Genomic DNA, 26,538 nt, shown 5'->3' with positions numbered 1-26,538 from the left:
GTCTCAATGGGTGATCGTATCGTGCAGCCGCCGGGCGGGGTTCGACGGCCGCGCCCCCGACCGGTCCGGATCGGCCGACTGGTCGTCGAGATGCCAGGGCACGATGATGATGCCGACCCGGCGGTCGCAAACCTTGAGCACCGTCTTTTGCAGCATCGTCGTCCGGTTGGGATGCAGCAGCCGCTCCCACCAATGTTGCGTGACCAGCACCGGCAGCAGCATGGCGATCGCCCGCTTGGGATGGGCCTGCTCGGTCTCGCGGATGAAGGCGATCAGCGGCTCGGCGAGTTGCCGGTAGGGCGACTGCAGCTGCACCAGGCTCGGGACCGGTACGCCCAGCTGCTTCAGCGGGGCTTCGACCGCGTCGGCCCAGCGGCGCCGCAGGATGGCGCTGCGATCCTCCACGTCGTCGCCCTCCAGCGCGATCAGGTGAATGGCGATGACGTCGGGCGACAGTTGCAGGGCGAACTTCAGCGCCTTGTCGACCAACCGGTCCCAGCGCTCGATCGGGATCAGCACGATCGGCGGTTCCCGGTCGGTGAAATCGATCCGTCCGGCCCGGAGCCTGGACGATAGACGGTCGTAGTACCGCTTGATGCCCGAGAGCAGCAGGAAGACGAGCGGAATGATGATCACGGTGATCCATGCGCCCTCGACGAATTTGGCGGCGAGGATGATCGCCAGCGCGGCACCGGTCGCGATGGCGCCGACACCATTGACCGCGAGGCTGGCGCGCAGGCTGCCCCGGCTGCCGGAAACCTTGGGATCGTGCAGCGCCTGCCGCCAGTGCAGCGCCATGCCGGTCTGCGACAAGGTGAATGCCAGGAACGCCCCGACGGCGAACAGCGGGATCAGCCGGTCGGTGATGCCGTCGAACGCCACGAGCAGAATGCCCGCGCTGCCGGTCAGGAACAGGATGCCGGCGGAATAGACCAGGCGACGCCCGGGAATGGCGAAGGCGCGCGGCAGATAGCCGTCGACCGCGATCATCTGGCACAGGCGCGGAAAGCCGGTGAAGCTGGTGTTGGCCGACAGCGACAGGACGACGAGGATGGTGCCGAGCGTCGCGTAATAGAAGACCCCATGGCCGACCACGGCGGCGGTCAATTGCGACAGCATGGTCTGATAGCCCGGGTCGGTCTGGTCCATGGCGCCGATCCGATAGATCCTGGATAGCACGACGACGCCAGCCAGCAGCACGGTCAACAGACCCACGATCGCGGTCAGGGTGCGCCGGGCATGGCGCTCGGTCGGTTCCTTGAACGCCGACATGCCGTTGCTGACGGCCTCGACCCCGGTCATGGCGGTGCAGCCGCTGGCGAATGCGCGCAGCAGCAGCCACAGGCCCAGCGTCGCGGTTCCGGCCGGGATGGCGGGTGGTGCCACCACGGCGACCGGATGGCCGCCGGCGGCAAGCGCCTTGGCCGTGCCGATCGCGACTACGACCAACAGGGTGCCGATGAACAGATAGGTCGGCACGGCGAAGATCAGCCCGGCCTCGCGTGTGCCGCGCAGATTGACCAGGGTCAGGATTGCCAGCACCGCGAGGCACAGCGGCAGGGTCAGCGGCTGCAGCGCCGGCGCTGCCGAGACCAGGGCGGCGATACCGGCCGAAATGCCGACCGCGACGTTCAGCACATAGTCGAGCATGAGCGCGGTCGCGGCCAGCAGGCCGGCGCCGGGCCCGATGTTCGCCTGCGCGACCGTGTAGGAGCCGCCGCCCTTCGGATAGGCGGCAATGGTCTGGCGATAGGAGAAATACAGCACGATCAGCACGGCCAGCACCGCGCCGGTGATCGGCACCAGCGGCCCGAGGGCGAGGGCGCCGAGGGGCATCAGGACGGTCAGCGTCGCTTCGGGGCCATAGGCCACCGACGACAGTCCGTCGAGCCCCATGGCGGCGAGGCCGGCGACGGCGCCGATCTTCGTGCCTTTCGCTTCGCGGTTCGCCAGACGGCGGCCGAACAGAACATGACTCAGCGACATTGGGAGGGTCCGGGCACAGCGGCTACGGACATGAACGCTGCGGCATGCCCGGAGGTTCGATCGGAGGGTCGATCGGGTTGCGGGGGCGCCGATCGGCAGGCATCCTCTCGGGCCAACAACACACGTGGGGAGATCGCTTCGACATGCGCAACAGCTTGATCGCGCTCGGCTTGGCCTCGGCCATGGTCCAATCGGCACTCGCCTACGACGGCCTGGTCCAGAAGCAGAGCTTCGACTATCCCGGCCCCTTCACGACGGTGAGCGGTGCCACGATCCGCCAGGTCAAGGTCGGCTACGAGAGCCTGGGCAAACTCGATGCCGCCGGCAGCAACGCGATCCTGATCCCCCATTTCTTTTCCGGCAGTTCCCATTTCGCGGGGCGCTACAAGGCCGACGACAAGGCGCCCGGCTATTGGGACGGTCTGGTCGGCCCGGGCAAGGCCCTCGATACCGACAAGTATTTCCTGATCAGCGTCGATACCCTGTGCAACATCAATACGAAGGACGGCATTACCGTCACGACCGGCCCGGCCTCGACAGATCCGGATACCGGCAAGCCCTATGCGATGCATTTCCCGGAAGTGCAGATCCATGATTTCGTGACCGTTCAGAAGGCGCTGCTCGACAAGCTGGGCGTCAAGAAGCTGCATGCCGTCATGGGTGCCTCGATGGGCTCGCTACAGAGCTACGAATGGGCGGCGACATATCCGGCCATGGTCGAGCGATTGATCGCGGTCATTCCGGCGGCGCAGATCGACGCCTATGGCATCGAGCGGGTGCGTCATTGGGGCGACATCGTCAAGCTCGATCCGAATTGGAAGCAGGGCGATTATTACGGGGGACCAGAGCCGATCGACGGCTTGATCATGGCGTTCAAGGTCCTGTCGCTCGATACCTTGGCGCCGGAATGGGGCGATGCCTCCTTCGGCCGCAAATGGGCCGACCCGGCCAAGGATCCGGCCAAGGCCTGGGACAACCAATATGCCGTGGAAGCGGCGGCCGACGCGGCAGCCACGGCCCGGGCCAAGGCGACCGATGCCGACAATCTCATCTGCCTGGAGCGGGCGAACGAACTGTTTACGGTCGGCGGCAAGGATTCGCTGGAAGAGGGGCTGAAGGCGATCAAGGCCAAAACCCTGCTGCTGCCGTCGCACAATGACCATCTGCTGTTTCCGGAGGCGACCCGCCACGTGCGCGACCTGCTGCAGGCCCAGGGCACCCCGGTCGAATATCACGAGCTCGACGGACCGATGGGCCATGTGAACGGCGTCGTCGGCATGGGGCAGGCGGCCGGGATCGTGCAGAAGTTCCTGACCGAGTAGGTTCAGGCCGTCGCCGGTTCGCGCCGACCCGGTGACGCCGCGAACAATGCTTTCGTGTAGGCATGCCGGGGTCGGGCGAAGATCTCGGCCGCTGCGCCTTGCTCTACGATGCGGCCGGCCTGCATGACCGCGATCGTGTCGCACAGGCGCGCCGCCACGCGCAGGTCGTGGGTGATGAACAGGATGGCGAGGTCGAGACGGCGTCGGAGATCGTCGAGCAGGTCCAGAACCTGGGCCTGGACCGAAACGTCGAGCGCCGAAACCGCCTCGTCGGCGATCAGCAGGTCCGGTCCCAGCGCCAGCGCGCGGGCGATGCACAGGCGCTGACGCTGGCCGCCGGAGAATTGATGCGGCAACCGGTCGAGCGCGTCCGGATCGAGCCCGACCAGGCCCATCAATTCCCGGGCCTTGGCGACCGCCTCGGCGCGCGGCATGCCGAAGTTTCGGGGCCCCTCGATGATCGAGGCGCCGACGGCCTGGCGCGGATTGAGCGAGCGGTAGGGATCCTGGAATACGAGCTGGACCCGGCGGCGCAGCGGACGAAGCCGCCGTTCCGGCAGGATGGCGATGTCGACGCCGTCCAGCAGGATGCTGCCGCCGCTGGGTTCGATCAGGCGGGCGACACAGCGGGCGAGGGTGGATTTGCCGGAGCCGGATTCGCCGACGACGCCCAGGATCTCGCCGCGCCGGATGGTGAAGCCGGCATCGGCAACGGCGCTGACCTGGCGCTGCCGCCGCATCAGGCCATGGCCGCCATAGGTCTTGGCGAGAGCCTTTACGGTGAGAATCGGAGCGCCCACGGGAGCGTCGCGCGGCGGCGGCACCGCGTCGGGCACCGCCGCGATCAACAGCTTCGTGTAGGGATGGGTCGGCCGGTTCAGCACTGCGTCGGCCGAACCCTGTTCGACCAGGCGGCCGGCGCGCATGACCAGGACCCGGTCGGCGATCTCGCGCACCACGCCGAAATCATGGGTGATGAACAGCATGCCGGTGTCGCGCCGGGTCTTCAGGTCGCGCAGCAGTGTCAGGATCTGCGCCTGGGTCGTGACGTCGAGCGCGGTGGTCGGTTCATCCGCGATCAGCAGGGCCGGATCGAGCGCCAGCGCCATGGCGATCATGATGCGCTGACGCTGGCCGCCGGACAGTTGATGGGGATAGGCATGGGCCATGGCGGCCGGGTCCGGCAGGCGCACGTCGTTCATCAGGCGCAGCACCCGCTCACGGCTCTCACCGGCGGACAGCCGGCCGGCATGCCAGCGCAGCACCTCGGCGATCTGCTCGCCGACCGAGGCGACGGGGTTGAGCGCCGTCATCGGCTCCTGGAAGATCATCGCCATGCGGCTGCCGCGCAGCGCCCGCAGCCGGGCGGCCCCCGCGCCGACCAGCTCCTCGCCCAGCAGCCTGATCGACGAGCCGGCCGCGGGCCGCATATGCCGGCTGGGCTGCAACCCCATGATCGAGAAGGCGGTCAGCGACTTGCCTGAGCCCGACTCGCCGACCAGGCAGACGGTCTCGCCCGGCGCCACGGTCAGCGACAGGTCCTCGACCGCATGGGGCCGGTCGGCGCCGGGCGGCAGCGGGATGGTCAGGCCCCGGATCTCCAGCACCGGGCCGCTCATCGGAAGTTCCGAACCGATTTGGCGAGCCGGGGGTCGAGCAGGTCGCGCAAGCCATCGCCCAGAAGGTTCACCGCCAGCACGGTCACGGCCAGGCACAGGCCGGGGAACAGGATGATCCAGGGCGCGATCTGGAAATAGACGCGACCCTCGGCCATGGCGTTGCCCCAGCTCGGGATCTCGGTCGGGATACCGGCGCCGAGGAAGCTCAAGATCGCCTCGGTCAGGATGGCGGAAGCCGCGACGTAGGTGCCTTGCACCGCCAGCGGCGCCAAGGTGTTGGGCAGGATATGGCGCCACAATAGCAGCGGCAGCCGCGTGCCGAGCCCGATCGCCGCCTCGACATAGGGCTCCTCGCGCACGCTCAGCACCACGCTGCGCACCAGGCGCGCGACGCGCGGCACTTCGGGAATGACGATGGCGACCGCGACCGTCATCAGGCCGGCGCCGTTCAGCGAGACCATGGCGATGGCCAGCAGAATCGCCGGGATCGCCATGATGCCGTCCATCACCCGCATGACCGGGCCGTCGAGCCAGCGCACGAAACCGGCGCCGAGCCCGATCGCGAGACCCAGCACCACGGCCACGACCGAGACCATGGCCCCGATGGCGAGCGAGATCCGCGCGCCGTAGATCACCCGGCTCCACAGGTCGCGGCCGAAGCCGTCGGTGCCGAACCAATGATCCGCTGTCGGCGGCTTCAGGCGCAGCCGCGGCGTCAGCAGCACCGGATCGACCGTGTGGAGCAGCGGTGCCGCCAGGGCCGCCAGCGCGAGCGCTGCCAGCACCAGGGCGCCGAACAGCACCGACGGGCTGCGCGTCGGCCTCAATACCGGATCCTCGGGTCGAGCAGCACGTAGGCGAGGTCGACGGCCAGATTGACCAGCACATAGACGCCGGAGAACACCAGGATGATGCCCTGGATGACCGGATAGTCGCGCGCCAGCACCGCATCGACGGTCAGGCGGCCGAGGCCGGGCAGGTTGAACACGCTCTCCGTCACCACGACGCCGCCGATCAGCAGAGCGATGCCGATGCCGATGACCGAGACGATGGGCACCGCTGCGTTGGCCAGCGCGTGGCGCAGCAGCACGGACCGTTCCGGCACGCCCTTGGCGCGCGCCGTGCGGATGTAATCCTCACCCAGCACCTCCAGCACGCTGGCGCGGGTGATGCGCGCGATCAGTGCGATATAGATCACGCTCAGGGTCAGGGTCGGCAGCACCAGGTGGGCCAGGAACGGCCCGACGCCATTGCCAAGCGGGCTGAAGCCCTGGACCGGCAGCCACCGCAGATGCATCGCAAAGCCCAGGATCCACAGGTAGCCCAGCACGAACACCGGCATGGAAAAGCCCACGACCGACAAGGTCATGACCGCCCGGTCGACGATGGTGCCGTGCTTCCAGGCGGCGAGCACGCCCAATGGCACGGCGACCAGGATGGCGAACAGGATGGTCGTGACGCTCAAGGCGAGCGTCGGTGCTAGCCGGTCGGCGATCAGGTGGGCGACGCCCTGGTTCGAGATGATCGAGGTGCCGAGATCGCCGTGCAGCAACTGCCAGAACCAGCGGACGAGTTGGACCACCATCGGCTGGTCGAGGCCGAGGCGGGTGCGGATCGCGGCGATCGTCGCGGGCGTGGCGGCATCGCCGGCCAGGATCGCGGCCGGGTCGCCGGCGCTGAGGCGCAGCAGCAGGAACACGATGGTGGCGACGATCGCCATGACCGGGATCGTCGCCAGCAGGCGCTGCAGCAGGAAACGCGACAAGGTGGTTAAGCGACCGTTTTGTCGACGTTCCAGAACACCGGCACCGGCCCGCCCAGGATGCCGGACACGCTATCGCGGTAGGCATAGGGCATGGTGTATTGCCCGGTCGGGATATAGCTCACGATCTCGTAGGCGCGCTTTTGAACGTCCTCCGCGATCTGCTTCTGCTTGGCGGTGTCGGTCTCGCGGGCGAAATTGTCGCGCAGCTTTTCAATCTCCGCATCCTCGGCCCAGCCGAACCAGCCGCCGGCCTTGCCGCGCCCGTTGACGCCCAGGTTCGCGACCGGGTTCAGCATGTCGGCGGCGGCCCAGGTCGTGTGGAACATGTTCCAGCCGCCTTCGGACACCGGGGTCTGCTTGGCGCGCCGGCCGACCAGGGTTTGCCAGTCCATGCTCTGCACGTCGACGGTCATGCCGATGCCGCGCAGCGCCTGGGCGGTGACCGGGCCCAGGGCGGCCACGATGGCGAGATCGGTCGGCTGCATGATCACGACCGGCGTGCCGTCATAGCCGCCGTCCTTCAACAGCTGCCTGGCCAGTGCCGGGTCCGGCTTGGCCGGGAATCCGGCTTCCGTCGCGAACGGCGTCTTCGCGACGAACATGGCGCCGGTGAGCGTGCTGTAATCCGGATTGCCGACCTGGGCATCGGCCCAATCCTGCTGGTTGATCGCGTGCAGTACGGCCTGGCGGATCTTCGGGTTGTCGAACGGCTTCAGCAGGAAATTCATGCGACAGGTGCCGACGAAACCCAGCGGATTGTAATCCTTGACCACGACCTTGTCGGTCGATTTCAGGATCGGCAGCAGGTCGTGCGGCGGCTGCTCGATGAAATCGATCTCGCTGTTGGCGAGCGCGTTCACCGCGGTCTGATAGTCCGTGATGTTGATCCACTCGACCCGGTCGATCTTGACGACCTTGCCGCCGGCAAGCGACGAGGCCGGCTCGTTGCGCGGCACATAGTCGGTGTTCTTCTCGTAGACGACCTTGCTGCCCGGCTGGAACTCCGCCTTGACGAAGCGGAACGGGCCGGAGCCGATCTCCTCCGGCACATTCTGATCCGCAGGGGTGGCGGCGATCCGGGCCGGCATGATGAAGGGCACGTTCGAGGATGGCTTGCCCAGCGAGGCCAGCACCAGGCCGTAGGGCTCCTTCAACACCAGCTTGAACGTCTTGTCGTCGACCGCGGTCATGGCGGCGGTGAAATCCATCAGCTTCTGGCCCATGCCGTCCCGCTTGGCCCAGCGCTGCAGCGAGGCGATGCAGTCGGCCGAGGTCACCGGCGCGCCGTCGTGAAACTTGAGACCGGGACGGAGCGTGAAGCTGTAGGTCAGCTTGTCCGGCGACAGGTCGAAATGGTCGACCATCTGTGGTTGGACCTGGAGCTTGTCGTCGACCGCGAACAGGGTATCGTAGATCATGTAGCCATGGTTGCGCGCGATGTACGCGGTCGTGATGATCGGGTCGGTGATGCGGAGGCCCGAATGCATGACGCAGCGCAACACCTTCGGGCCGGCCGCCGCGGCCGTGCGCGGGAGAGAGGCGGTGAGGGCCGCGGCCCCGCTCAGCTTGCCGAAATCACGACGCGTCAGAACGCTCATGCCCGCTCCCCCCTGCTCGAATGGCCCCGCGACCACTCTAGGATGGAGCAAGGATCGGGCCAAGCCCCGCCGGCGCTCCGCGCGGTGCGCATGGCCGCCTTCCGGCGCTAGGCATGCGCGTGCGTTCGCGGCATGATGCGCGCGCCCAAGGAATGGGCCGGCCAGAGGACGCGTTGATGTCGACGGAAGCACCGAAGCAGTATGATGTTGTCGCCACGGAAACGAAGTGGCGCGAGGCCTGGTTGGCGTCCGGCACCTATGCCTGGGATCCGTCTGCACCGCGTTCGGGCAGCTACGTCATCGACACGCCGCCGCCGACCGTCTCGGGCTTCCTCCACATCGGCCATGTCTACAGCTACACGCAGACCGACCTGATCGCGCGCTTCCAGCGCATGGCGGGCAAGAACGTGTTCTATCCCATGGGTTTCGACGATAACGGCCTGCCGACCGAGCGGTTGGTCGAAAAGCGCCGGAACATCCGTGCCACCGACATGAGCCGCGAGGAATTCATCCGCATCTGCCACGAGGAAGTGCAGGAAGCCGAGCAGGATTTCCGCGACCTGTTCCGCGAGATCGGCCTGTCGGTCGATTGGAAGCTCGAATACCAGACGATCAGCCCCAGCTCGCGCCGCATCTCGCAGATGTCGGTGCTCGACCTGTTCGGCAAGGACCATCTCTATCGGCAGATGCAGCCGACCCTGTGGGACCCGATCGACCGGACCGCGATCGCGCAGGCCGAGGTGGTCGAGAAGGAAGCGCCGGGCACGATGTGGCAGATCACGTTCGACGTGGCCTCCGGCGCCACGCTCGACATCGCCACGACCCGGCCGGAGCTGATGGCGGCCTGCGTTGCCCTCATGATCCATCCGGAGCATCCGCGTGCCAAGGAATTGCTGGGCCAGACCGTGATCACGCCGCTGTTCCGGGTCGAAGTGCCCGTGGTGGCCGACGAGCGGGTCGATCCTGAGAAGGGTACCGGCATGGTCATGTGCTGCACCTTCGGTGACCAGGTCGACATCGAATGGTGGCGCGAGAACAAGCTGCCGCTGCGCGTCATGCTGACCAAGGAAGGCCGGGTCGGCGATCTCTCCGGCATTGGCGGCGAGGGCTGGCCCAGCCGCGACGCGGCGGCGGCGAAACTCGCCGCCGATCAACTGACCGGCCTCAAGGTCAATGCCGCGCGCGAAAAGATGATCGAGCTGCTGACGGCGGACGGCCGCATCGTCAGCGCCACGCCGGTCGTGCGCATGATCCCGTGCGCCGAGCGTTCGGGCGCGCCGCTCGAGCTGCTGGTGACACCGCAATGGTTCGTGCGCGTGCTCGACAAGAAGGAAGCGCTGATCGAGAAGGGGCGCCAGATCGCCTGGCACCCGGAATACATGCGTACCCGGTTCGAGATCTGGACCGAGAACCTGAAGTGGGACTGGTGCATCAGCCGCCAGCGCTATTTCGGCGTGCCGTTCCCGTTCTGGTATTCCAAGCGCGCCGGCGAGGAAGGCAGGATCCTGGCCGCCCATCCGGACGACCTGCCGGTCAATCCGCTGGCGGATCTGCCGCGCGGCTACACCCGGGACGAGGTCGAGCCCGATCCCGACGTGATGGACACCTGGGCGACCAGCTCGGTCTCGCCGCAGATCAACGCCGGCGCGCTCGCCGCCCGCTATGCGAGCGATCCCGAGCGGTTCGCCAAGCTGTTTCCGGCCGATCTGCGACCCCAGGCGCACGAGATCATCCGCACCTGGGCCTTCTACACGATCGTGAAGTCCCATCTGCACGACGACAAGGCGCCGTGGAGCGACATGGCGATCAGCGGCTGGTGCCTGGCCCAGGACCGCAGCAAGATGTCGAAGTCCAAGAACAACAACATCGATCCGCGCGGCCTGCTGCAGAAATACGGCGCGGACGTGGTGCGCTATTGGACCGGGACCTCCAAGCTGGGTCTCGACACCGCCTATTCCGAAGACGTGCTGAAGGTCGGCAAGCGGCTGCAGACCAAGCTATGGAATGCCGCTCGATTCCTAATGCTGCAGCTCGAAGGTTTCGACGGTGCGCCCACGACGCCGGCGGCCGATGTGGCTAATGGCCTGATCATCGAGCCGTTCGACAAATGGGTGCTGAGCCGGCTCGGTCGCACGGTAGAGCGCGCGACCGGCCTGTTCGACGCCTATGAATATGCCGACGCCATGGAGACGATCGAGCGCTTCTTCTGGGCCGACCTTTGCGACAATTACCTGGAGCTGGTCAAGGCGCGCTCCTATGGCGAGAGCGGGTCGGCGGCCGGCAAACTCTCGGCGCATTACACGCTGTGGCATTGCCTGGAGACCGTGCTGCGCCTGCTGGCCCCCGTCATGCCGCACCTGACCGAGGAATTGTACGAGCAGCATTTTCCGGCTCGCGCCAAGGCGGCCGGCTCGATCCATGCCCGCGGCACCTGGCCCAAGACGGCCGACCAGTTCACCGACGAGGCCGCCGAGGCCTTGGGTGGCGCTGGCGTCGGCATCCTGGCCGCCGTGCGCAAGCTGAAGAGCGAGCGCAAGGTCTCGATCAAGACGCCGGTGACCAGGCTGGTCGTGGCGCCGACCGGCGACCCGGTCGCGGGCATCGAGCACCTGTTCGCCGACCTGGCGCCGACTGTGTCGGCAACCGGTATCGAGCAGGAGGCCTCGCTCGCCGGCGAGACGGTCGCGACCGAAGACGGCCGGTTCACTCTGCTGATCGAACTCGCCGTCGCGGGGTAGGCGAACATTCCGTCATTTCCCACTTGCACGGGAATGACGGGGAAACTGGGCGGGTGGCGTCAGAACACCGGTTTGCGTCTCCCCGCAAACGCTCTGAGCCCTTCGGCCAGCTCGTCGGATCCTTTGCTCGCCTCGTATGCCGCCTGGGCGTCGGCGCGATCGGGCGTGCCGCGGGCGATCGCGTTCAGCGTCCGCTTCATGCCGCGGACCGCGTTCGGGGCGTTGCCGGCGAGCTTGTTCGCGATCTCGTCCGTTGCAGCCGCAAGCTGGTCGCCCGGCACCAGACGGTCCAGATAGCCCATTGCCAGCAGGTCATCGGCTTCGATCGGTTCGGCCAACAGGAACAGGCGTTTGGCGGCGGCGAGGCCGAGGCGCGTCACGGCGCGTTCGAGGCCGCTCGGATAATAGTGGATGCCCAGGCGCCCGGCGGGCATCACCAGTTTCATGCCCTCGACACCCAGGCGGAAATCGCAGGCGAGCGCCAAGTCGGTGGCGCCGCCATAGACGCTGCCCTGAAGCGCCGCGACCGTCGGCCGGGGAAAAGCCTCGAGCCGATCGACGACCTGATCGAACCCGACGCTGCGGGCGCCGGAGCCCAGCGCCTTCAGGTCGAACCCGGAGCAGAAGGAGGTCCCAGTGCCGGTCAGAACCAGCACGCGCAGTGCCGGCTGCTCCGCCAACTCGCCCAGCATCGTCATGAGCGCGTCGAGATCGGCCGGCTCCAGGCGGTTGTGCAGGGCAGGGCGGTCGAGACGGATCGTCGCACAAGGGCCGTCCATAACCAGCAACGGCGGCCCGCCGGGGTCGATCGGCATCAGGCGACGTCGAACGGCTGGGGTTCCGCAGCGCGGTAGCCCTCGCGGGACGGAAAGCGCACCTCGATCCGGCGGCGGGCATTCTCGACGTCTTCGCCGTAGACCAGGTAACGCCGACCGCTCGTCCAATCGCCGTCCGCGGCCGTCGCCCCTTCGAGCCGGACCGGCACCAGCCAGGGCCGATGGGTCAGCTGGATGATCTGGTCCAGCACGTAGACGATGCTCGGAACCCGGTTGCGGGCGTCGCTCAACCGCTGGCGCCGCTCATCGAGCGCCGCTTCCTGCTGGGCCAACTGCCGCTCCAGATCGGCGACGGCACGCTCGTCCCGGTTGATGGCGATCTCGCTGGCGATGGATTCATTGTGGGCGAGCGCGAATTGCTGAGCCAGGATTTCCGCCTGCTCCGGCACCGACCGGAGCCGGGTGCGCAGGTTTTCCATCATGACGACGAGCACGATCACCGCGATGATCGTGAAGACGATCAGCGTGCCGAAGGAGTTTCCGGAGATGAGATCCTGGATCATGACGCGTCGCCGCTCATCTCTTGCTGTGCTGCGGGGCATCGACCCGCTCGGCCGGCCGGACCGTGAAGCCGTCGGCCGCCGGAAAGCGCGCCAGCGCCGCGGCCATGGCCGTTTGGGCGTTCCGCCCGTAGGCACGCAGAATGCGCGGGCGCGACCACAGCTCGCGTTCTGGTCCCTTGCTATCGCCCGGCTCGGAACGGCGGAGCCTGGAGACGATGAATTCGAACGGCGGCAGACCCATGTCGCCGGCACCCAGTTCGAATACCAGGGTATAGACCGCCTGCGGCATGGCCTTCAACTGCTGCTCGAGCTTCTTCACCTCGGTCTCGACGTCGAGGATCTGCCCGGCCAACGCCTGTCTGCGCGACTCGAATTGGGCGGCCTTCACCTTCGCCTCGTTGCGCGCCTTGCGGGCGTCGGTCACGGCTTTTCGCGAATCGGTCAGGCCATGGCGGTCCTCGAAAGCGCGGATCATCGGGCCGCGCAACGCGAGGCAGGCGACGATCCCGAGCAGGGCGAGGGTCAGGATGGCGATCAGCAGGATCGACATGCGTAGGATGTGCTCGCTCTCATGTGTTCGACTATCTCATGGCCCAGCGATGGAGCCGGCGTCAATGGTGTGAGGAAAGACCGGGATGACGATACCGACCGCTCCCCGATCGCCACCGGCCGGCGGCTCGGCGCTGGTGCCGACGCCTCAGGGTATCCGTCTTCGGGTCCGGGTCAAGCCCGGCGCATCGCGTCAGGCGGTTATCGGCCGCACCCGTCTGCCCGGCGGCGAGGCCGCCGTGGCAATCGCGGTTTCGGCGGCGCCGGAAGGCGGCAAGGCGAACGATGCGGTGGCGGCCCTGCTGGCCAAGACCTGGGGCCTGCCCAAGACCAGCATCGCCATACGCGTCGGGGCCAGCAGCCGCACCAAGATCCTGCAGGTTGCGGGTGATCCGGATATCCTCGCGACCCGGTTGTCCGCATGGTTGGAGACATTGCCGGAAATCTGACCGACGCCGGCTCTCGCCCGCTCTCGCCCGGTCACTTAAGCGTGAGAGCCCCTGGTTTCCGCTCGCGCCGGAGCGATCTTCCCGACAGCGTGTTGCAACCGGATGGCCGGTGCGCGACCATCGGTCTTCCGCCGCGTTCTTTGCGAGGGGGACCGGGACGGATCGCACCAGGCGGGGAGATCGAACGATGGTCCACGACTGTAGAGGGCTCGAAGTCACGGCCGCCGACGCCGCCGCGGTCATGGCATTCGATCGGGCGATCGAGGCCGTGCTGGGTCATCGCACCGACGCCGGTGCCGCGATCGAGGAGTGTTTCTCGGCCGATGCCGAGATGGTCCTGGGCTGGGTCCTGCGCGGTGCCGCCAACCTGCTGCTGGCGAAGCGCGAATGTATCCCGATCGCCCGCGACGCGCTGCTCCGGGCCGAACGAAGCCTGGCCCTGCGCGGCGGCACGGCGCGGGAGCGACTGTTGACCGCAGCTCTCGGCGCCTGGGTCGACGGCAGCATGCGCACCGCCGCCGACCGGATCGACGAGGCGTTGCAGCTCAATCCCCTGGACGGATTCGCGCTCAAGCTCGGCCATGGCATCAAATTCATGCTGGGCGATCTGGTCGGCATGCGGCGCAGCCTGGCGCACGCCTTGCCCCACTGGCGCGCCGATGTGCCCGGTTGCGGCTATGTGCTGGGTTGCCACGCTTTCGTGCTCGAAGAGTCGGGCGACCTGCTTCAGGCTGAACGGGAAGGACGCCGCGCGCTCGAACTGGCACCCCGCGATGTCTGGGGCGCCCACGCGGTCACCCATGTCTTCGAGATGCAGGGCCGCGCCCGCGATGGCATCGCCTGGCTCGCCGCCCAGTCGGCCCAGCTCCCCGGCGTCAATAATTTCGCCTACCACATGTATTGGCATCGCGCGCTGTTCCATCTGGCGCTGGGGGAGACGGATCCGGTCCTCGACCTCTACGACGCGGCGATCCGCGCGGTCCGGACGGACGACTACCGAGATGTCGCCAATGCGGTATCGATGCTCTGGCGGCTCGAGGCGCAAGGCGTCGCGGTCGGCCACCGCTGGGACGAGCTCGGCGATCTCGCCGACGCGCGCGGCGCCGATCCGACCTTGGCCTTCGCCATGGCGCATCGGGGCTTGGCCCTGGTCGCGAGCGGCCGCCTCGATCGGCTGACGCAATTGATCGGCGAATTGGGACAATGGGCCGCCCGGAGCGCCACCTGCCAGGCGGGCGTGTTGCGGATGATCGGCCTGCCTCTACTGCACGCCATCGCGGCCGAGGCCGCGGGCCATCCGGACCAGGCGGTCGACATCCTGTTCCCGATCCGCCATCGGCTGCAGAGCCTCGGCGGCAGCCATGCCCAGCGCGACCTGTTCCTGTGGTTCCTGACCGACGCGGCGATCGCGGCCGGGCGGCGCACCGAGGCGTTCGAACTGCTGGCCGATCGGACCGATCGCCATGCGACGACCGACTGGGCGGCCGACCGGCTGACCGGGCTGGCCACGATGGCCGCATGATCATCGGCGGCGCTCTCGGGCGCTGGGGCCGCTGGATCGCCTTTGCATTTCTCGTTGCGATCGGCCTCGCCACCATGGCCGACGCCCATCCGGCCGACGAAGGCGACCCCTGGCCCGGCCTGATGGTAAATGGGCTCGAACGGCACTACCTGCTGCATCTGCCGGCCGGCTGGCAGGCGTCCGCCGGCGCGCTGCCGCTGGTGATCGTGCTGCATGGCGCCGCCGGCGACGCGCGGTCGACCGCCGACATGACCGGCTTCAGTCCGCTCGCCGACCGCGGGCGCTTCATCGCGGTCTATCCCGAAGGCACGAGCATCGGCGTCGATCCACCGCGCCAGACCTGGAACGCCGGATTCTGCTGCGGAGCGGCGGTGCGCAACCACGTCGACGACCTGGCTTTCCTGGGCGCGCTGATCGATCGGCTGGCTGCCGAGTATCCCGTCGACCGGCGGCGGATCTACCTGACCGGCCTATCGAACGGCGCCATGCTGGCCTATCGGTTCGCCGCCCAATTCCCGGAAAAGATCGCGGCCATCGCGCCGGTCGCAGGCACGATCGGCGGAACCGCCGGCGCCGACCAGCCGCCGATCTCGATCGCGCGGCCGGACCGGCCGGTGCCGGTGCTGATCATCCACGGCATGCTGGACGGGTATGTGCTCTACCGCGGCGGCGTCTCGCCCAACATCGGCATCCCGGGCCGGTTCAACGTCTCGGTCGACGATGCGGTCCGTTTCTGGGCCGCGGCCGACGGCTGCGGCGCCCGCTCGACCCGCGACGTCACCAGCGACGGCCGGGTGATCTTCCAGGCTTACGGCGATTGCCGCGATCGGGCGGAGGTGAGGCTGGTCGCCCTGGCCCTCGGGCCGCACGAATGGCCCGTGGCGATCGAGCGGCCCGGCGGCAGGACCGAGCCGACCGCCGCCTTGATCTGGCGATTCTTCAAGCAGCACCAGCGCTAAGCCGGCAGGGTTACCGTCACGCGCAGGCCGCCTTCAGGCCGGTTGCGGAGGGCGATATCGCCGCCGTGGCCGCGGATGATGGTGCGGGCGACCGACAGCCCCAGGCCCACGCCGCCGGTGTCGCGATTGCGCGAGCCCTCGAGCCGGAAGAACGGCTGGAATACCTGCTCGGCCATTTCGGGCGGGATGCCCGGGCCATCGTCATCGATGAGGATGGTGACGAGATCGTCCGCGGGTTCGAGCGACAGCCGGGCGACCCCGCCGTATTTGACGGCGTTCTCGGCGAGGTTGGCGAGCGCGCGGCGGATGCCGCCAGCACTGCACGAGACGATGACCAGACCCGACGGCTCGTAGACGACCGGATAGCCGCCGTCGCACAGGTCGCTCGCCAACTGGTCCAGCAGTTGGTCCAGGTCCTGCGGCGCCCGGGGCTCGCGCACGGCATCGTCCCGGGCAAAAGCGAGAGTGGCCGAGATCATCGCCTCCATCTCCGCGATGTCGCCCAGCATCTTGGTGCGCTGCGCATCGTCGTCGACGAATTCGGCGCGCAGGCGCAGGCGCGTGAGTGGCGTGCGCAGATCGTGGGAAATCGCTGCCAGCATCTGGGTGCGATCGTTGACGAAGCGGCGCAGGCGCTCCTGCATGCGGTTGAACGCCTTGGCGGCCAGGCGCACTTCGCGCGGCCCGGTTTCCGGCAGCAGCGGCGCCTCGACCGATCGGCCGACCGCGTCGGCGGCGGCCGAGAATTGGCTGAGGTTGCGCGCCGCGCTGCGCGCGAACCATAGCGAGCAGAGGATGATGACCAGCCCGAAGCCGCCGATACGGCTCAACATCCGGATCCAGCCGAATGCCGGCGGCGGGCCATGGAGTGCGACCTCGGCCCAGCAGCCGTTGAGCAGCTGGATGCCGACATGGCCGTAGGCTTCCGGTCCGCGCATGCCGCCGCGAAACGCACGCGGCTCGGGCTCGGCCGGTCCGGCGCCCGGTTGCGGCGGCGGCGGGCCACCCGGTTCGTATCCGGACCCGCGCGGACCACCGGGACCGCCTGGGCCACCGGGACCATGCGGTCCACCGGGCGGGGGCTCATCGTCGGACGGGGCGCCGAATCCTTCGCGGGGCAGGGGCGGCGGTCCGGCATCGAGACGGAAGAGACCGCGGTTCGACAGGACCACGACCTTATGTTCCGGACCCAGCAGAAACTCGCCGATGTGGAGCTTCAGATAGAGCGACAGCTCGTTGAGCATCGGACGCGCCATGCTGCTTTCACGCATGCCGGCGCGCGGGCTGGCACCCGGCAGTCCGATGTCGGACGGCATGGCGGTGTCATGGACCGTCACCGTCATCTCTTCGCTGGTTTGCGAGACGGCGGCGGCGACGCATTGCTCGGCCGGCGCATCGTCCAGCTGCTTGACGATGCCGGCGATGCGCTCGGGCAGGCGGCGGATGCCGAGGTCGAACGCCTCGATTTCCAGATTGAGCAGGCCGAACGCGACCGCCTGCACCAGGATCAGGTTGATCAGCAGGATAAGTGCCACGCGGGCGAACAGGCTGTTGAAGGACAGACGGCCCAGGGACAGGCGCATCAGTCCTGGCCGATGACCTGCACCGGCGGCGTGAACATGTAGCCGCCGCTGCGCACGGTCTTGATCAGCTGGGGGTCCTTCGGATTCTGCTCGATCTTGCGCCGCAGCCGCATCACCTGGATGTCGACGCTTCGATCGTAGAGCACGGCGGCGCGGCCACGCGCCAGGTCGAGCAGCTGGTCGCGCGTCAGCACCCGCTGCGGCCGTTCCGCGAACGCCTGGATCAGGTCGAACTCGCCGCTCGACAGCAGCACGATCTCGCCGGTCCGGTTGCGGAGCTCGCGCTTGGCGAGGTCGAGCCGCCAGCCGTCGAACGACAGGATGCGCCCGCCGGCGTTGATTTCGGCCGTCGGGGCCGGCAGGGCGCCGACACGGCGCAGCACCGCCCTGACGCGCGCCAGCAGCTCGCGTGGATTGAACGGCTTGGCCAGGTAGTCGTCGGCACCCATTTCGAGGCCGAGGATGCGGTCGATCTCCTCGCTCATCGCGGTCAGCATGATGACCGGGATCGAGCCTTGCGCGCGCAGCTTGCGGCACAGGCTGAGGCCGTCCTCGCCGGGCAGCATCAGGTCGAGCACGACCAGGTCGATGCGCGAGACCTCGAGCGCGCGCATCATCTCGCCGCCGTCGCGGGCGGTCGATACGCGCAGGCCATGCTTGGAGAGGAATTGCGAAACGAGGGAGCAGATCTCGCGGTCGTCGTCGACGACCAGAATATGGGGTGTGCGTTCCATGACCGGGGCACCGTAGCACGGGATACCGCGACGCCGTCCCCGGTCATCGGGTAACGGTCAATGACCCGGGCCGGTGCTTGAAACCGATTGTTACAAAAAGCGCGCCGGCGGTCATTCTGTCGATATCGGAGACGGTTAGAACTCCGCTGCGCCCGAATTTGCAGTCGGGCATTTCGGAGGTTTAAATGACATCGAAGACGAAGACGGGCGGCCGCTCGCGCAAAGCAGCGATGGCGGTGTGCGGATTGGCGCTGCTGGCCGGTCTCGGCCTGGCCGCCCGCGCCTATGCGCAGCAGCATCCCGAAGGGATGGCCGGTCATCACGGGTTCGGTCCGGGTGCGCATTTCGCCCGGATGTGCGAGACGATGGAAGCGCGACAGGCCGGCATGCTGGCGTTCGCCGAAGTGCGCCTCGGCATCACCGACGCCGAGCGCCCGGCCTGGAGCAAGTTCGCCGCAACCGTGAAGGGCTCGTCGGCGCCGATGAAGCAGGTCTGTGCCAGCGTCGTGGGCCAGCCGGAACCCAAAGCCTTGCCCGACCATCTGCACCGCATGGAGCTGATCGAGACCGCTCGCCTGGAACAGCTGCGGCAGATCACGCCCGCCGTCGAGGAACTCTACGGCACGCTGACGGCGAAGCAGAAGGAAATGGCCGACCATTTTGTGGATGGCATGATGCACCACGGGCCTGGCATGGGCGGCTCCGGCATGCACGGTCCCGGGCCGGGCATGCACCCGCCGATGCACGACGGGCCGGCCGGCACGGCCCCCAACTGAGCATGGCGCATTTCGTCCGGGCGACCGCCGTGCTGGCGGTCCTCTGGTCGGCCGTGGCACTCGGCGGAGCGGTTGATCCCTCGTTCTTCGAGTGGACCGGCCGCCTCGTCCTGGCGGTCGCCGGCGCCCATATCTGACGATCGCGTCAGAGAGCAGGCCGGCTGCGCTCGGCAACGGCTCGCAGGTCGATGCCCAGCGGCAAGGTACCGAATGCCCCGGCCGGGGCTCCGCCGAGCCGCGAGGCGCAGAAACCGTCTGCCACCGCCGCGTCCGAGAATCGCACCAGCAGGGCACCCTGCAGCGCCAGTACGAGCCGTTCGACCAGGCGGCGCGCCTGGCTTTCCTGGAAACCGTCGCGGGCGATGTCGTCGGTCAGGGCCGCGACATGGGCATCGAGCCGGCGATCGGCGCCCTCGGCCATCCGGATCTCCGAGAGGGCCACGTCCAGCGCCTCTGGCGTCTTGGCGAGCGCCCGCATCACGTCCAGGCACATGACGTTGCCCGAACCCTCCCAGATCGAATTCAGCGGCAGCTCGCGATAGAGCCGCCCCATGATCGATTCCTCGACATAGCCGTTGCCGCCCAGCACCTCCATCGCTTCGGCGCCCAGCATGGGGCCGCGCTTGCAGATCCAGTATTTCGCGGCGGGCGTCAGCATGCGGCGGAATGCCGTTTCGGCCGGGTCGTCCTGCCGGTCGTAGGCACGCGCCAGGCGCAGCACCAGGGCCGTCGCCGCCTCGCTCTCGATCGCAAGGTCGGCCAGCACGTTCGCCATCAGCGGCTGGTCGATCAGCCGTTTCTGGAAGGCGCTGCGATGGGCCGCATGGTGGCTGGCCTGGGCCACGGCCTGGCGCATCAGGCCGGTCGACCCCAGGGCACAGTCGAGCCGCGTGTAGTTACCCATCTCGATGATGGTCGGCACGCCGCGCCCCTCCTCGCCGACCAGGAAGCCGGTGGCGCCATGGAATTCGACCTCGCTCGATGCGTTCGCCTTGTTGCCGAGCTTGTCCTTCAGCCGCTGGATGTGCAGCGCGTTGCGGCTGCCATCGGGCAGGAAGCGCGGCAGGAAGAAGCAGCTCAAGCCCCCCGGCGCCTGCGCCAGCACCAGGAAGGCGTCGCACATCGGTGCGGAGAAGAACCATTTATGGCCGTCGAGCCGATAGGCGGTATCGGGGCCACCGCCGCCGAGCGGCACGGCGCGGGTCATGTTGGCCCGCAGGTCGGAACCGCCCTGTTTCTCGGTCATGCCCATACCCATCAGCACGCCGGTTTTCCGGGCGGCCGGGATCAGGCGCCTATCGTACTGCCGGGAATAGAGCCGCGGCAGCCATTCGGCGGCCAGCACCGGCGCCTTCTTCAGCGCCGGCACGACGCCATAGGTCATGGTGGTCGGGCACTGCACGCCGGCTTCGACCTGCACCATCATGATGACGCCGGCGGCGCGCGCGACATGGGCGCCCGGACGCGGTTCGGCCCAGGGGCGGGTATGCAGGCCCTCGCCGATCGCCAGCGTCATCAGCTCGTGCCAGGCCGGATGGAACTCGACCTCGTCGATGCGCCGGCCATAGCGGTCGAACAGGCGCGGGACCGGCGGGTAGGCGTTGGCGAGGCGGCCGGCCTCGATCGTCTCGGCCCGGCCGAGCTTGCTGCCGAACGTCCCCAGTTCCTCGAGCGCCCAGTCGGCACCCTCGCGTATGACGGCTTCCGTCAGCGCGCGATCGGTGCCGAACAAATCGTAGTCGACGAGCGGTGGGGGCTGGTTCAGCACCTCGTGGTTTTCGAACGGGGCGGCGGCCATGGTCATCGAAGCTTCTCCCTCGCCGGATCGTGACCCAAGGGCGGTTGACGGCGACGCCCCCGGACCGGACAGTGCGCCGACACGAGCATACAGGATCATCATGACCACGCACGAGACCGCTCCTCACAAGGTCGCCGACCAGATCGCCGCCACGCTCCAGGCCTATGGCGGCCAGTTCGCGGTCGGCATTCCCGGCAACGACGTGCTGGAGACGATCCGGGCGTGCGGCGACCATGGCATCCGCTTCGTGCTGGCCAAGAGCGAGCCGTCGGCCGCCTTCATCGCCGATGCGATCTGGCAGGTGACCGAGCGTCCGGTAGCGCTGATCCCCGCGCTCGGACCGGGCCTGGCCAACGCGATCTCAGGCCTCGCCGGCGCGCTGATGGAGCGCACCGCGTTGCTGGTGCTGACCGGCGAGGTCGCGACCGGACAATCGGCCATCTATACCCACCAGGTATTCGACCATGTGGCGCTGGCCAAGCCGGTGGTGAAATACGCCGCCGACCTGAACGGCGCCCGCGCGGCCCAGCAGACGGCCAAGGCGCTCGACGTGGCGTTGGCGTATCCGGCCGGCCCGGCGATGCTGAACATTCCGGCGGACGTGAACCGCCTTGCCGCGAAGCCCGGCGCCGTGCCGGCACCGCCGAAGCGTCCGCGCGTCAGCCTGGCCGAAGATGACGTGAAGCGCCTCGGCGGCCTGATCGACGCGGCAGCCCGGCCGCTCGTGCTGGTCGGTCGCGGCGCGTTGATCGACCGGGTGCCGTCCGCGCTGCAGGCCTTCGTCGAGGCCCGGCAGATCCCGTTCTTCGCCTCCTACAAGGCGAAAGGCACCATCTCGGAAAAGCACCCGCTGTCGCTGGGCGCGGTCGGGCTCAGCCCGATCGTCGACGCGGTCAACCTGCGCCGGGTCGAGGTCGCCGACCTGCTGGTCCTGGTCGGGTTCGATCCGATCGAGCTGCGCGATGCCTGGCTCGATGCCTGGCCGGCGGACCGGACCGTGATCTCGCTCGACTGGGGGCCGCTCGACCATCGGGTCTTCCCGGTCGGCGAAGAGGCGTTCGGCGACCTGCCGACCCTGCTTCGCCAGTTGACGCCGTCTTCGGGACCGGTGCGACCGGAGGTCGCGGCAGCCGTCGGCGCCCATCGGGCCGAGGTCGCCGAGATCGTCCGGCCGCGCAACCCGGCCCATGCCATCAGCCCGGCCGGTCTGTTCAAGGCGGTCAGCGACCGCATCCGGCCGGACTGGTGGCTGACCGTCGACGTCGGTGCCCATCGCATCCTGGCGAGCCATGCGATCGACTGCATCGTGCCCGGGCAGATGCTGCAGTCGAACGGCCTGTGCTGCATGGGCTATGCGGTGCCGGCGGCCATAGGGGCGCAACTGGCGAGGCCGGACGCCACCGTCGTGGCATTGGTCGGCGACGGCTGCATGCTGATGAGCCTGGGCGACCTGGCGCTGGCCGCCGAACTCGACCTGCCGCTCGTCGTCGTGGTGCTGAACGACGATGCCTTGAGCCTGATCAAGCTGAAGCAGGCCAAGATGCAGATGGTGCCCCAGGCGGTGGATTTCCGCTCGCCGCGCTTCGCCGAGATCGCGCGCGGCATGGGTGGCGAGGGCATCAGGGTCGACAGCCTCGTGGCGTTCGAGGCGGCGTTCGAGCAGGCGGTCGCCCGCCGGCGCTTCACGGTGATCGATGCGGTGGTCGATCCGGCGGAATATCTGGAGCAGATGTGAGGGACGCGAACTCGGCAGCCTGCCGGTCGCGCAGCGCCGTCATCCGGGTGTGGAGCGTCCCGTCGGGCAAGCGGGGCAGCAGGCGGTTCAGGGTTTCGACCAGGGCGCGGAGCGCGGTCGCGACGGCGTCGACCGCGGCGGCCTGCTCCGCCGCCCCGTATTTCGGGTCGGCATAGGCCGGGTCGACCTCGCTCAGCAGGCACGCGGGCGAGGCATAGGGCGCGGGTGGTTCGTCGGGGGACATGGATCGGCTCCGCATCGGCTGCCCGGATGATCGCGCCGTTCCGGCCGCGGGCGCAACGGGTGCCGCAGCCGCTTCCGCCGCGCCCGGTTCTGGGGCATGCTCCGGCCCATCGTCGATAAGGGGAGGATGCCGGAATGGCCGAGACGCGGCAGAGAACGGGGGGCGAGATTCTCGTCGATCAGCTGAAGATCCACGGGGTCGACCTGGCCTTCGGCGTGCCGGGCGAGAGCTATCTGGCGGTGCTGGACGCGCTGCATGATGCGCAAGACCAGATCAAGTTCGTCATCTGCCGGCACGAGGCCGGTGCCGCCAACATGGCCGAGGCCTATGGCAAGCTGACCGGCAGGCCGGGCATCTGCATGGTGACGCGCGGGCCCGGTGCCTCCCATGCCGCGATCGGCCTGCATACCGCGTTCCAGGATTCCTCGCCGATGATCCTGCTGATCGGCCAGGTCGGGCGCGACATGCGCGAGCGCGAGGCGTTCCAGGAAGTCGACTATCGCCGCATGTTCGGCCAGATGGCGAAATGGGTCGCCGAGATCGACGATGCCGAGCGCATTCCCGAATTCCTGAACCACGCCTTTGCGCTCGCCACCTCGGGCCGGCCGGGTCCGGTCGTGCTGGCGCTGCCGGAAGACATGCTGACTTCGCTCGCGACCACGCCCGATGCCAAGCCCTACAAGCCGGTCCAGGCCCATCCGGGGCCGGCCGACACGGAGGAATTCCGCGAGCGGCTGGCCACGGCCCAGCGGCCGCTGCTGATCGTCGGCGGCGGCACCTGGAACGCCGAAGCCAAGCGCGACATCGAGGCGTTCGCCCAGGCCTGGAAGCTGCCGACCGCGGTCAGTTTCCGTTGCCAGGATTATGTCGACAACAATCTGCCGATCTATGCCGGCGACGTCGGCATCGGCATCGGGGCGAAGCTGGCCGAGCGGGTGCGCAATGCCGACCTGCTGATCGCCTGCGGCCCGCGCCTGGGCGAGATGACCACGTCCGGCTACACCTTGATCGAGGTGCCGGTTCCGAAACAGACCCTGATCCATATCCATCCGGGGGCCGAGGAGCTGAACCGGGTCTATCAGCCGACGCTCGCGATCAATGCGGGCCTGGCGAATTTCGCCGCCGCCGCGGTCAAGCTGGTGCCGCCGCCGGCGATCCCGTGGGGCGATGCCGCCGCCGTGGCGCACGAGGATTACCTGGCGAACCAGAAATCGCCGCCACCACCGGGTCCGCTCGACATGGTCGCGGTGGTCGAGCACCTGCGCGAGGTGCTGCCGGCCGATGCGATCCTGACCAACGGGGCCGGCAATTACACGGTCTGGTTCCACCGCTTCTATCGGTTCAGCAAATGGCGGACCCAACTGGCGCCGACCAGCGGAGCCATGGGTTATGGCGTGCCGTCGGCCGTGGCGGCCGCGATCTTGCACCCCGACCGCGTCGTGCTGTCGTTGAACGGCGACGGCTGCTTCCTGATGAACGGGCAGGAGATCGCGACGGCCATGCAATATGGCGCGAAGCCGATCTTTCTGGTCATCAACAACGGCATGTACGGCACGATTCGCATGCACCAGGAACGGAACTACCCGGCGCGCGTGTCGGGCACCGAGCTGCATAACCCCGATTTCGCGGCCTATGCCCGCTCGTTCGGCGCCTATGGCGAGATCGTGACCAAGACCGAGCAATTCGCGCCGGCGTTCGACCGCGCGCTGAAGTCCGGCACGGCGGCCTTGCTGGAGTTGCGCCTGGATCCGGAGGCGCTGACCCCGCGCCAGAGCCTGAGCCAGATCCGTGCGGCGGCGCTCGCGGCACGCGATAAACACTGACCCTCGGGCGGCACGACGGCCGGGTCGCTTGACCCGGCTGCCGGGCGGCTCGAAGCTAGCGGCAAATCAGCGTCCAAGGACGGGCAATCCCAGATGAATCTCAAGCAAATCACCGCGGCACTCCTGGTCTTCGGCGTCGCCGGTTGCGCCTCGTCGGGCAGCGATGCGCCCAGCGCCGCCGCGGGCGGCGTGCCGGCCGTTGCCGCCGCCGCGACCCGGACCACGCCGGTCGTCTTCACCCAGCCGACCGCCAAGGTCGCGATCGCGCCGGTGACGGTCAACCTGCCGGCGCGTCGCGGCCTCGGCACCTACACGCGCAACGTCGATTGCTGGGTCTATGTCCGCCCGATCCGGGACTCGGACTTCCCGCCGGGCGCGCCGATGACCGAGGAAATGCGCAAGGCGCTGGTCGGCTCCAAGGTCGACGTGGTGCCGGGCGACAAGGCCGACGTCGCCGGCGCCCAGGGTGCCGACTACCTGATCACCGGCAACGTGCCGCTCGCCCACGCCGACCTGTGCATCAACGACTTCTTCAACGCCGATCCGGCCGACGTCGATGCCCAGGTGACCGTCGCCTGGCAGATCTGGTCGGTGCGCGAGAACCGCATCGTGTTCCAGACCACGACGACCGGCACCGGTTCGGCGAAGAGCCCGCAGCAGGTCATCACGCCGGCCGTGCTGATCGCCATGGGCGACGCCACCGAGCAGCTGCTGCAGAGCGCCTCGATGCAGCAATACCTGACGTTCGGCCATCCGAACCTGCCGCAGGTGACGACGCCGGTTCCGGTCGGCCAGCTCCCGCCGGCCGGCATTCCGTTGCCGGGCCTGGTGACGGCTCCCGGCGGTGCTCCGGCGCAGGCCGTCGCGGCCGCCGTGCCGACCGCCGCTTCGGTGACGCCGATCCTGGTCTCGCTGCCGGCCCCCGGCGGCGCGTCCGATCTCAAGGGTGGCACGGTGACCATCGGCAAGTCCGCCGGCTTCTATGTCGGCAACGAAGGCTACATCGTGGCGTCGGCCGCCGGCGTCGGTGCCGCGGCATCGGTTACGGTGACCGATGCGGGCGGCAGGAGCTTGTCGGCACTGGTCGTGCGTCGGGCCGATGCCGCCGGCCTGGCGCTGCTCAAGGTCGCCTCGGCCCCGGCGGCACCCTTGCCGATCCTGCCGCATCGCCTGGCGGCGGGTGACAAGGTGACCTCGCTCAACGGCGGCGGCACAGTCTCGGGTGCGGCAGGCGGCGACGGCAAGGTCGCGGCCAGGCTGACCGGCAGCCCGGCCGGCGCGCCGGTGCTGGATGCCGGCGGCAATGTCGTGGGCGTCAGCGAGGGCGGCGCGTCCTACCTGCCGATCGCAGCCGCCTTCCGCGCGCTGAGCCTGGGCGTGACCCTGACCGAACGGTAGCCGGGAGCATGGGCAAGGGCGGGAGCGTGGTCGACGAACCGGCGTCGCCACGGCTCGCCCTGCCGCCGCGACCGCCGAAGCGGCTGGGCCTGTTGAAGCTGATGAAGGCGACGCGGGAGAACAGCGTCAGCACTTGGCCCGACGCCGCTTTCGAGATGGAACTCAGCGAGCGCCGCATGCTGTGGCGCCATGTCGTGATCGCCAACGCGCCGGACCATGTCCGGCATGTGATGCTCGACAATGCCGACAATTACGTGCGCAGCGCGCTGTCGCGCCGGTTGCTCGAACCCGGCCTCGGGCAAGGCTTGCTGACGACCCACGGCGCCACCTGGCGGCGACAGCGCCGCACCATGGCGCCGGCCTTCGCCGCCAAGCGCATCGCGGCCTTTGCGCCGGCCATGGTCGAGGCCGCCGAGCGCCTGGTCGAGGATTGGTCCCGGGTTGCCCCGTCCGCGACCATCGACGTGGCCGAGGCGATGAGCGGCCTGACCCTCGCGATCATTTCCGAGGCGATGTTCTCGACCCGGGTCGATCCGGAGATCGCGCTGATCGGCCAGGCGGTGTCGGTCTACCAGGCGGCGATCCGTCCGTCGGTCGCCGA

General features: G+C 68.5%; 23 protein-coding genes. 11 read left to right on the top strand and 12 right to left on the bottom strand.

The features are described from left to right. Window positions 1–3 precede the first annotated feature (3 nt). On the bottom strand, window positions 4–1,986 hold the full coding sequence (locus VGV37_RS01025) for an APC family permease (protein ID WP_326877737.1): 1,983 nt from the start codon (window positions 1,984–1,986) through the stop codon (window positions 4–6). 143 nt (window positions 1,987–2,129) lie between these two features. On the opposite strand from VGV37_RS01025, the gene VGV37_RS01020 reads away from it, so the two are divergent. After that, window positions 2,130–3,308 carry an E22 family MetX-like putative esterase gene (locus VGV37_RS01020; protein WP_326877736.1) on the top strand — a complete coding sequence of 393 codons (1,179 nt, stop codon included), beginning with the start codon at window positions 2,130–2,132 and terminating at the stop codon, window positions 3,306–3,308. A gap of 2 nt (window positions 3,309–3,310) precedes the next feature. Here the strand turns inward: VGV37_RS01020 and VGV37_RS01015 are convergent, their stop codons facing one another. Genes VGV37_RS01015 through VGV37_RS01000 form a run of 4 tightly spaced genes read right to left on the bottom strand, consistent with a single transcriptional unit; the run spans window position 3,311 to window position 8,290 of the window. Continuing rightward, window positions 3,311–4,927 carry an ABC transporter ATP-binding protein gene (locus VGV37_RS01015; protein ID WP_326877735.1) on the bottom strand — a complete coding sequence of 539 codons (1,617 nt, stop codon included), beginning with the start codon at window positions 4,925–4,927 and terminating at the stop codon, window positions 3,311–3,313. After that, window positions 4,924–5,754: an ABC transporter permease gene (locus tag VGV37_RS01010; RefSeq protein WP_326877734.1), complete on the bottom strand. Its 831-nt coding sequence runs from the start codon at window positions 5,752–5,754 to the stop codon at window positions 4,924–4,926. The genes VGV37_RS01015 and VGV37_RS01010 overlap by 4 nt, the downstream gene beginning before the upstream one ends. Then, window positions 5,751–6,692: an ABC transporter permease gene (locus VGV37_RS01005; protein ID WP_326877733.1), complete on the bottom strand. Its 942-nt coding sequence runs from the start codon at window positions 6,690–6,692 to the stop codon at window positions 5,751–5,753. The genes VGV37_RS01010 and VGV37_RS01005 overlap by 4 nt, the downstream gene beginning before the upstream one ends. A gap of 5 nt (window positions 6,693–6,697) precedes the next feature. Further along, a complete protein-coding gene (locus VGV37_RS01000) occupies window positions 6,698–8,290 on the bottom strand; it encodes an ABC transporter substrate-binding protein (RefSeq protein ID WP_326877732.1) in 1,593 nt (530 codons plus the stop codon). A 176-nt stretch (window positions 8,291–8,466) separates the two neighbouring features. On the opposite strand from VGV37_RS01000, the gene VGV37_RS00995 reads away from it, so the two are divergent. Then, on the top strand, window positions 8,467–11,028 hold the full coding sequence (locus VGV37_RS00995; RefSeq protein ID WP_326877731.1) for a valine--tRNA ligase: 2,562 nt from the start codon (window positions 8,467–8,469) through the stop codon (window positions 11,026–11,028). Between the two features lie 59 nt (window positions 11,029–11,087). Here VGV37_RS00995 and VGV37_RS00990 read toward each other — a convergent pair whose 3' ends face one another. From VGV37_RS00990 to VGV37_RS00980, 3 genes are read right to left on the bottom strand one after another with little or no spacing between them, the layout of a single operon-like run. After that, on the bottom strand, window positions 11,088–11,843 hold the full coding sequence (locus VGV37_RS00990) for an enoyl-CoA hydratase/isomerase family protein (RefSeq protein WP_326877730.1): 756 nt from the start codon (window positions 11,841–11,843) through the stop codon (window positions 11,088–11,090). After that, window positions 11,843–12,367: a hypothetical protein gene (locus tag VGV37_RS00985; RefSeq protein WP_326877729.1), complete on the bottom strand. Its 525-nt coding sequence runs from the start codon at window positions 12,365–12,367 to the stop codon at window positions 11,843–11,845. Before VGV37_RS00985 ends, VGV37_RS00990 begins: the two co-directional genes overlap by 1 nt. 13 nt (window positions 12,368–12,380) lie before the next feature. After that, entirely contained in the window at window positions 12,381–12,917 is a 537-nt protein-coding gene (locus VGV37_RS00980; protein WP_326877727.1) for a hypothetical protein, read from the bottom strand. Between the two features lie 85 nt (window positions 12,918–13,002). On the opposite strand from VGV37_RS00980, the gene VGV37_RS00975 reads away from it, so the two are divergent. The 3 genes from VGV37_RS00975 to VGV37_RS00965 all read left to right on the top strand — a co-directional run bounded on the left by VGV37_RS00975 (window position 13,003) and on the right by VGV37_RS00965 (window position 15,846). Further along, the gene (locus tag VGV37_RS00975; protein ID WP_326877726.1) at window positions 13,003–13,365 is read left to right on the top strand and encodes a DUF167 family protein; all 363 of its coding nucleotides are present in this window, start codon (window positions 13,003–13,005) and stop codon (window positions 13,363–13,365) included. A gap of 187 nt (window positions 13,366–13,552) precedes the next feature. Next, window positions 13,553–14,887: a tetratricopeptide repeat protein gene (locus tag VGV37_RS00970; protein WP_326877725.1), complete on the top strand. Its 1,335-nt coding sequence runs from the start codon at window positions 13,553–13,555 to the stop codon at window positions 14,885–14,887. Further along, a complete protein-coding gene (locus VGV37_RS00965; RefSeq protein ID WP_326877724.1) occupies window positions 14,884–15,846 on the top strand; it encodes an alpha/beta hydrolase family esterase in 963 nt (320 codons plus the stop codon). The genes VGV37_RS00970 and VGV37_RS00965 overlap by 4 nt, the downstream gene beginning before the upstream one ends. Here VGV37_RS00965 and VGV37_RS00960 read toward each other — a convergent pair. Together VGV37_RS00960 and VGV37_RS00955 are read right to left on the bottom strand one after the other, a co-directional pair. Next, a complete protein-coding gene (locus tag VGV37_RS00960) occupies window positions 15,843–17,429 on the bottom strand; it encodes an ATP-binding protein (protein ID WP_326877723.1) in 1,587 nt (528 codons plus the stop codon). The two genes, VGV37_RS00965 and VGV37_RS00960, sit on opposite strands and share 4 nt — an antisense overlap. Then, complete coding sequence (locus VGV37_RS00955) at window positions 17,429–18,163, bottom strand: response regulator (protein WP_326877722.1); 735 nt, start codon at window positions 18,161–18,163, stop codon at window positions 17,429–17,431. The genes VGV37_RS00960 and VGV37_RS00955 overlap by 1 nt, the downstream gene beginning before the upstream one ends. 185 nt (window positions 18,164–18,348) lie before the next feature. Between VGV37_RS00955 and VGV37_RS00950 the strand changes: the two genes are divergently transcribed. After that, entirely contained in the window at window positions 18,349–18,939 is a 591-nt protein-coding gene (locus VGV37_RS00950; RefSeq protein ID WP_326877721.1) for a Spy/CpxP family protein refolding chaperone, read from the top strand. Window positions 18,940–18,941: 2 nt separating this feature from the next. Next, window positions 18,942–19,076, top strand: a complete 135-nt coding sequence (locus tag VGV37_RS00945; protein WP_326877720.1) for a hypothetical protein — start codon at window positions 18,942–18,944, stop codon at window positions 19,074–19,076. 8 nt (window positions 19,077–19,084) lie between these two features. On the opposite strand, the gene VGV37_RS00940 is transcribed toward VGV37_RS00945, so the two are convergent. Beyond that, window positions 19,085–20,743 (bottom strand): isovaleryl-CoA dehydrogenase, encoded by a 1,659-nt coding sequence (locus VGV37_RS00940; RefSeq protein ID WP_326877719.1) that lies wholly within the window; start codon window positions 20,741–20,743, stop codon window positions 19,085–19,087. A 94-nt stretch (window positions 20,744–20,837) separates the two neighbouring features. On the opposite strand from VGV37_RS00940, the gene VGV37_RS00935 reads away from it, so the two are divergent. Then, window positions 20,838–22,472 (top strand): thiamine pyrophosphate-binding protein, encoded by a 1,635-nt coding sequence (locus VGV37_RS00935; protein ID WP_326877718.1) that lies wholly within the window; start codon window positions 20,838–20,840, stop codon window positions 22,470–22,472. On the opposite strand, the gene VGV37_RS00930 is transcribed toward VGV37_RS00935, so the two are convergent. Then, window positions 22,420–22,716, bottom strand: coding sequence for a hypothetical protein (locus VGV37_RS00930; RefSeq protein WP_326877717.1), 297 nt, complete (start codon window positions 22,714–22,716; stop codon window positions 22,420–22,422). The genes VGV37_RS00935 and VGV37_RS00930 overlap by 53 nt on opposite strands. 134 nt (window positions 22,717–22,850) lie before the next feature. On the opposite strand from VGV37_RS00930, the gene VGV37_RS00925 reads away from it, so the two are divergent. The 3 genes from VGV37_RS00925 to VGV37_RS00915 all read left to right on the top strand — a co-directional run. After that, window positions 22,851–24,539 (top strand): thiamine pyrophosphate-binding protein, encoded by a 1,689-nt coding sequence (locus VGV37_RS00925; RefSeq protein WP_326877716.1) that lies wholly within the window; start codon window positions 22,851–22,853, stop codon window positions 24,537–24,539. Window positions 24,540–24,632: 93 nt separating this feature from the next. Beyond that, window positions 24,633–25,937 carry a hypothetical protein gene (locus tag VGV37_RS00920; RefSeq protein ID WP_326877715.1) on the top strand — a complete coding sequence of 435 codons (1,305 nt, stop codon included), beginning with the start codon at window positions 24,633–24,635 and terminating at the stop codon, window positions 25,935–25,937. Window positions 25,938–25,945: 8 nt separating this feature from the next. Next, window positions 25,946–26,538 (top strand): cytochrome P450 (locus tag VGV37_RS00915; protein WP_326877713.1); only part of this gene is annotated, 593 nt, incomplete at its 3' end.

Source organism: Aliidongia sp., from assembly GCF_035943795.1.
GTDB lineage: Bacteria > Pseudomonadota > Alphaproteobacteria > ATCC43930 > CGMCC-115725 > Aliidongia.
Note: the sequence above shows the minus strand (reverse complement) of the source record. Positions and strands in the feature narration are given on the sequence as shown.

Coding starts and splice junctions, on each gene's coding strand:
- VGV37_RS00955 (WP_326877722.1), bottom strand. CDS start 18,163: ATGGAACGCACACCCCATATTCTGGTCGTCGACGACGACCGCGAGATC.
- VGV37_RS00950 (WP_326877721.1), top strand. CDS start 18,349: ATGACATCGAAGACGAAGACGGGCGGCCGCTCGCGCAAAGCAGCGATG.
- VGV37_RS00960 (WP_326877723.1), bottom strand. CDS start 17,429: ATGCGCCTGTCCCTGGGCCGTCTGTCCTTCAACAGCCTGTTCGCCCGC.
- VGV37_RS00935 (WP_326877718.1), top strand. CDS start 20,838: ATGACCACGCACGAGACCGCTCCTCACAAGGTCGCCGACCAGATCGCC.
- VGV37_RS00990 (WP_326877730.1), bottom strand. CDS start 11,843: ATGCCGATCGACCCCGGCGGGCCGCCGTTGCTGGTTATGGACGGCCCT.
- VGV37_RS00980 (WP_326877727.1), bottom strand. CDS start 12,917: ATGTCGATCCTGCTGATCGCCATCCTGACCCTCGCCCTGCTCGGGATC.
- VGV37_RS01000 (WP_326877732.1), bottom strand. CDS start 8,290: ATGAGCGTTCTGACGCGTCGTGATTTCGGCAAGCTGAGCGGGGCCGCG.
- VGV37_RS00985 (WP_326877729.1), bottom strand. CDS start 12,367: ATGATCCAGGATCTCATCTCCGGAAACTCCTTCGGCACGCTGATCGTC.
- VGV37_RS00930 (WP_326877717.1), bottom strand. CDS start 22,716: ATGTCCCCCGACGAACCACCCGCGCCCTATGCCTCGCCCGCGTGCCTG.
- VGV37_RS00920 (WP_326877715.1), top strand. CDS start 24,633: ATGAATCTCAAGCAAATCACCGCGGCACTCCTGGTCTTCGGCGTCGCC.
- VGV37_RS01020 (WP_326877736.1), top strand. CDS start 2,130: ATGCGCAACAGCTTGATCGCGCTCGGCTTGGCCTCGGCCATGGTCCAA.
- VGV37_RS01025 (WP_326877737.1), bottom strand. CDS start 1,986: ATGTCGCTGAGTCATGTTCTGTTCGGCCGCCGTCTGGCGAACCGCGAA.
- VGV37_RS01015 (WP_326877735.1), bottom strand. CDS start 4,927: ATGAGCGGCCCGGTGCTGGAGATCCGGGGCCTGACCATCCCGCTGCCG.
- VGV37_RS00975 (WP_326877726.1), top strand. CDS start 13,003: ATGACGATACCGACCGCTCCCCGATCGCCACCGGCCGGCGGCTCGGCG.
- VGV37_RS00925 (WP_326877716.1), top strand. CDS start 22,851: ATGGCCGAGACGCGGCAGAGAACGGGGGGCGAGATTCTCGTCGATCAG.
- VGV37_RS00965 (WP_326877724.1), top strand. CDS start 14,884: ATGATCATCGGCGGCGCTCTCGGGCGCTGGGGCCGCTGGATCGCCTTT.
- VGV37_RS00970 (WP_326877725.1), top strand. CDS start 13,553: ATGGTCCACGACTGTAGAGGGCTCGAAGTCACGGCCGCCGACGCCGCC.
- VGV37_RS00995 (WP_326877731.1), top strand. CDS start 8,467: ATGTCGACGGAAGCACCGAAGCAGTATGATGTTGTCGCCACGGAAACG.
- VGV37_RS00940 (WP_326877719.1), bottom strand. CDS start 20,743: ATGACCATGGCCGCCGCCCCGTTCGAAAACCACGAGGTGCTGAACCAG.
- VGV37_RS00945 (WP_326877720.1), top strand. CDS start 18,942: ATGGCGCATTTCGTCCGGGCGACCGCCGTGCTGGCGGTCCTCTGGTCG.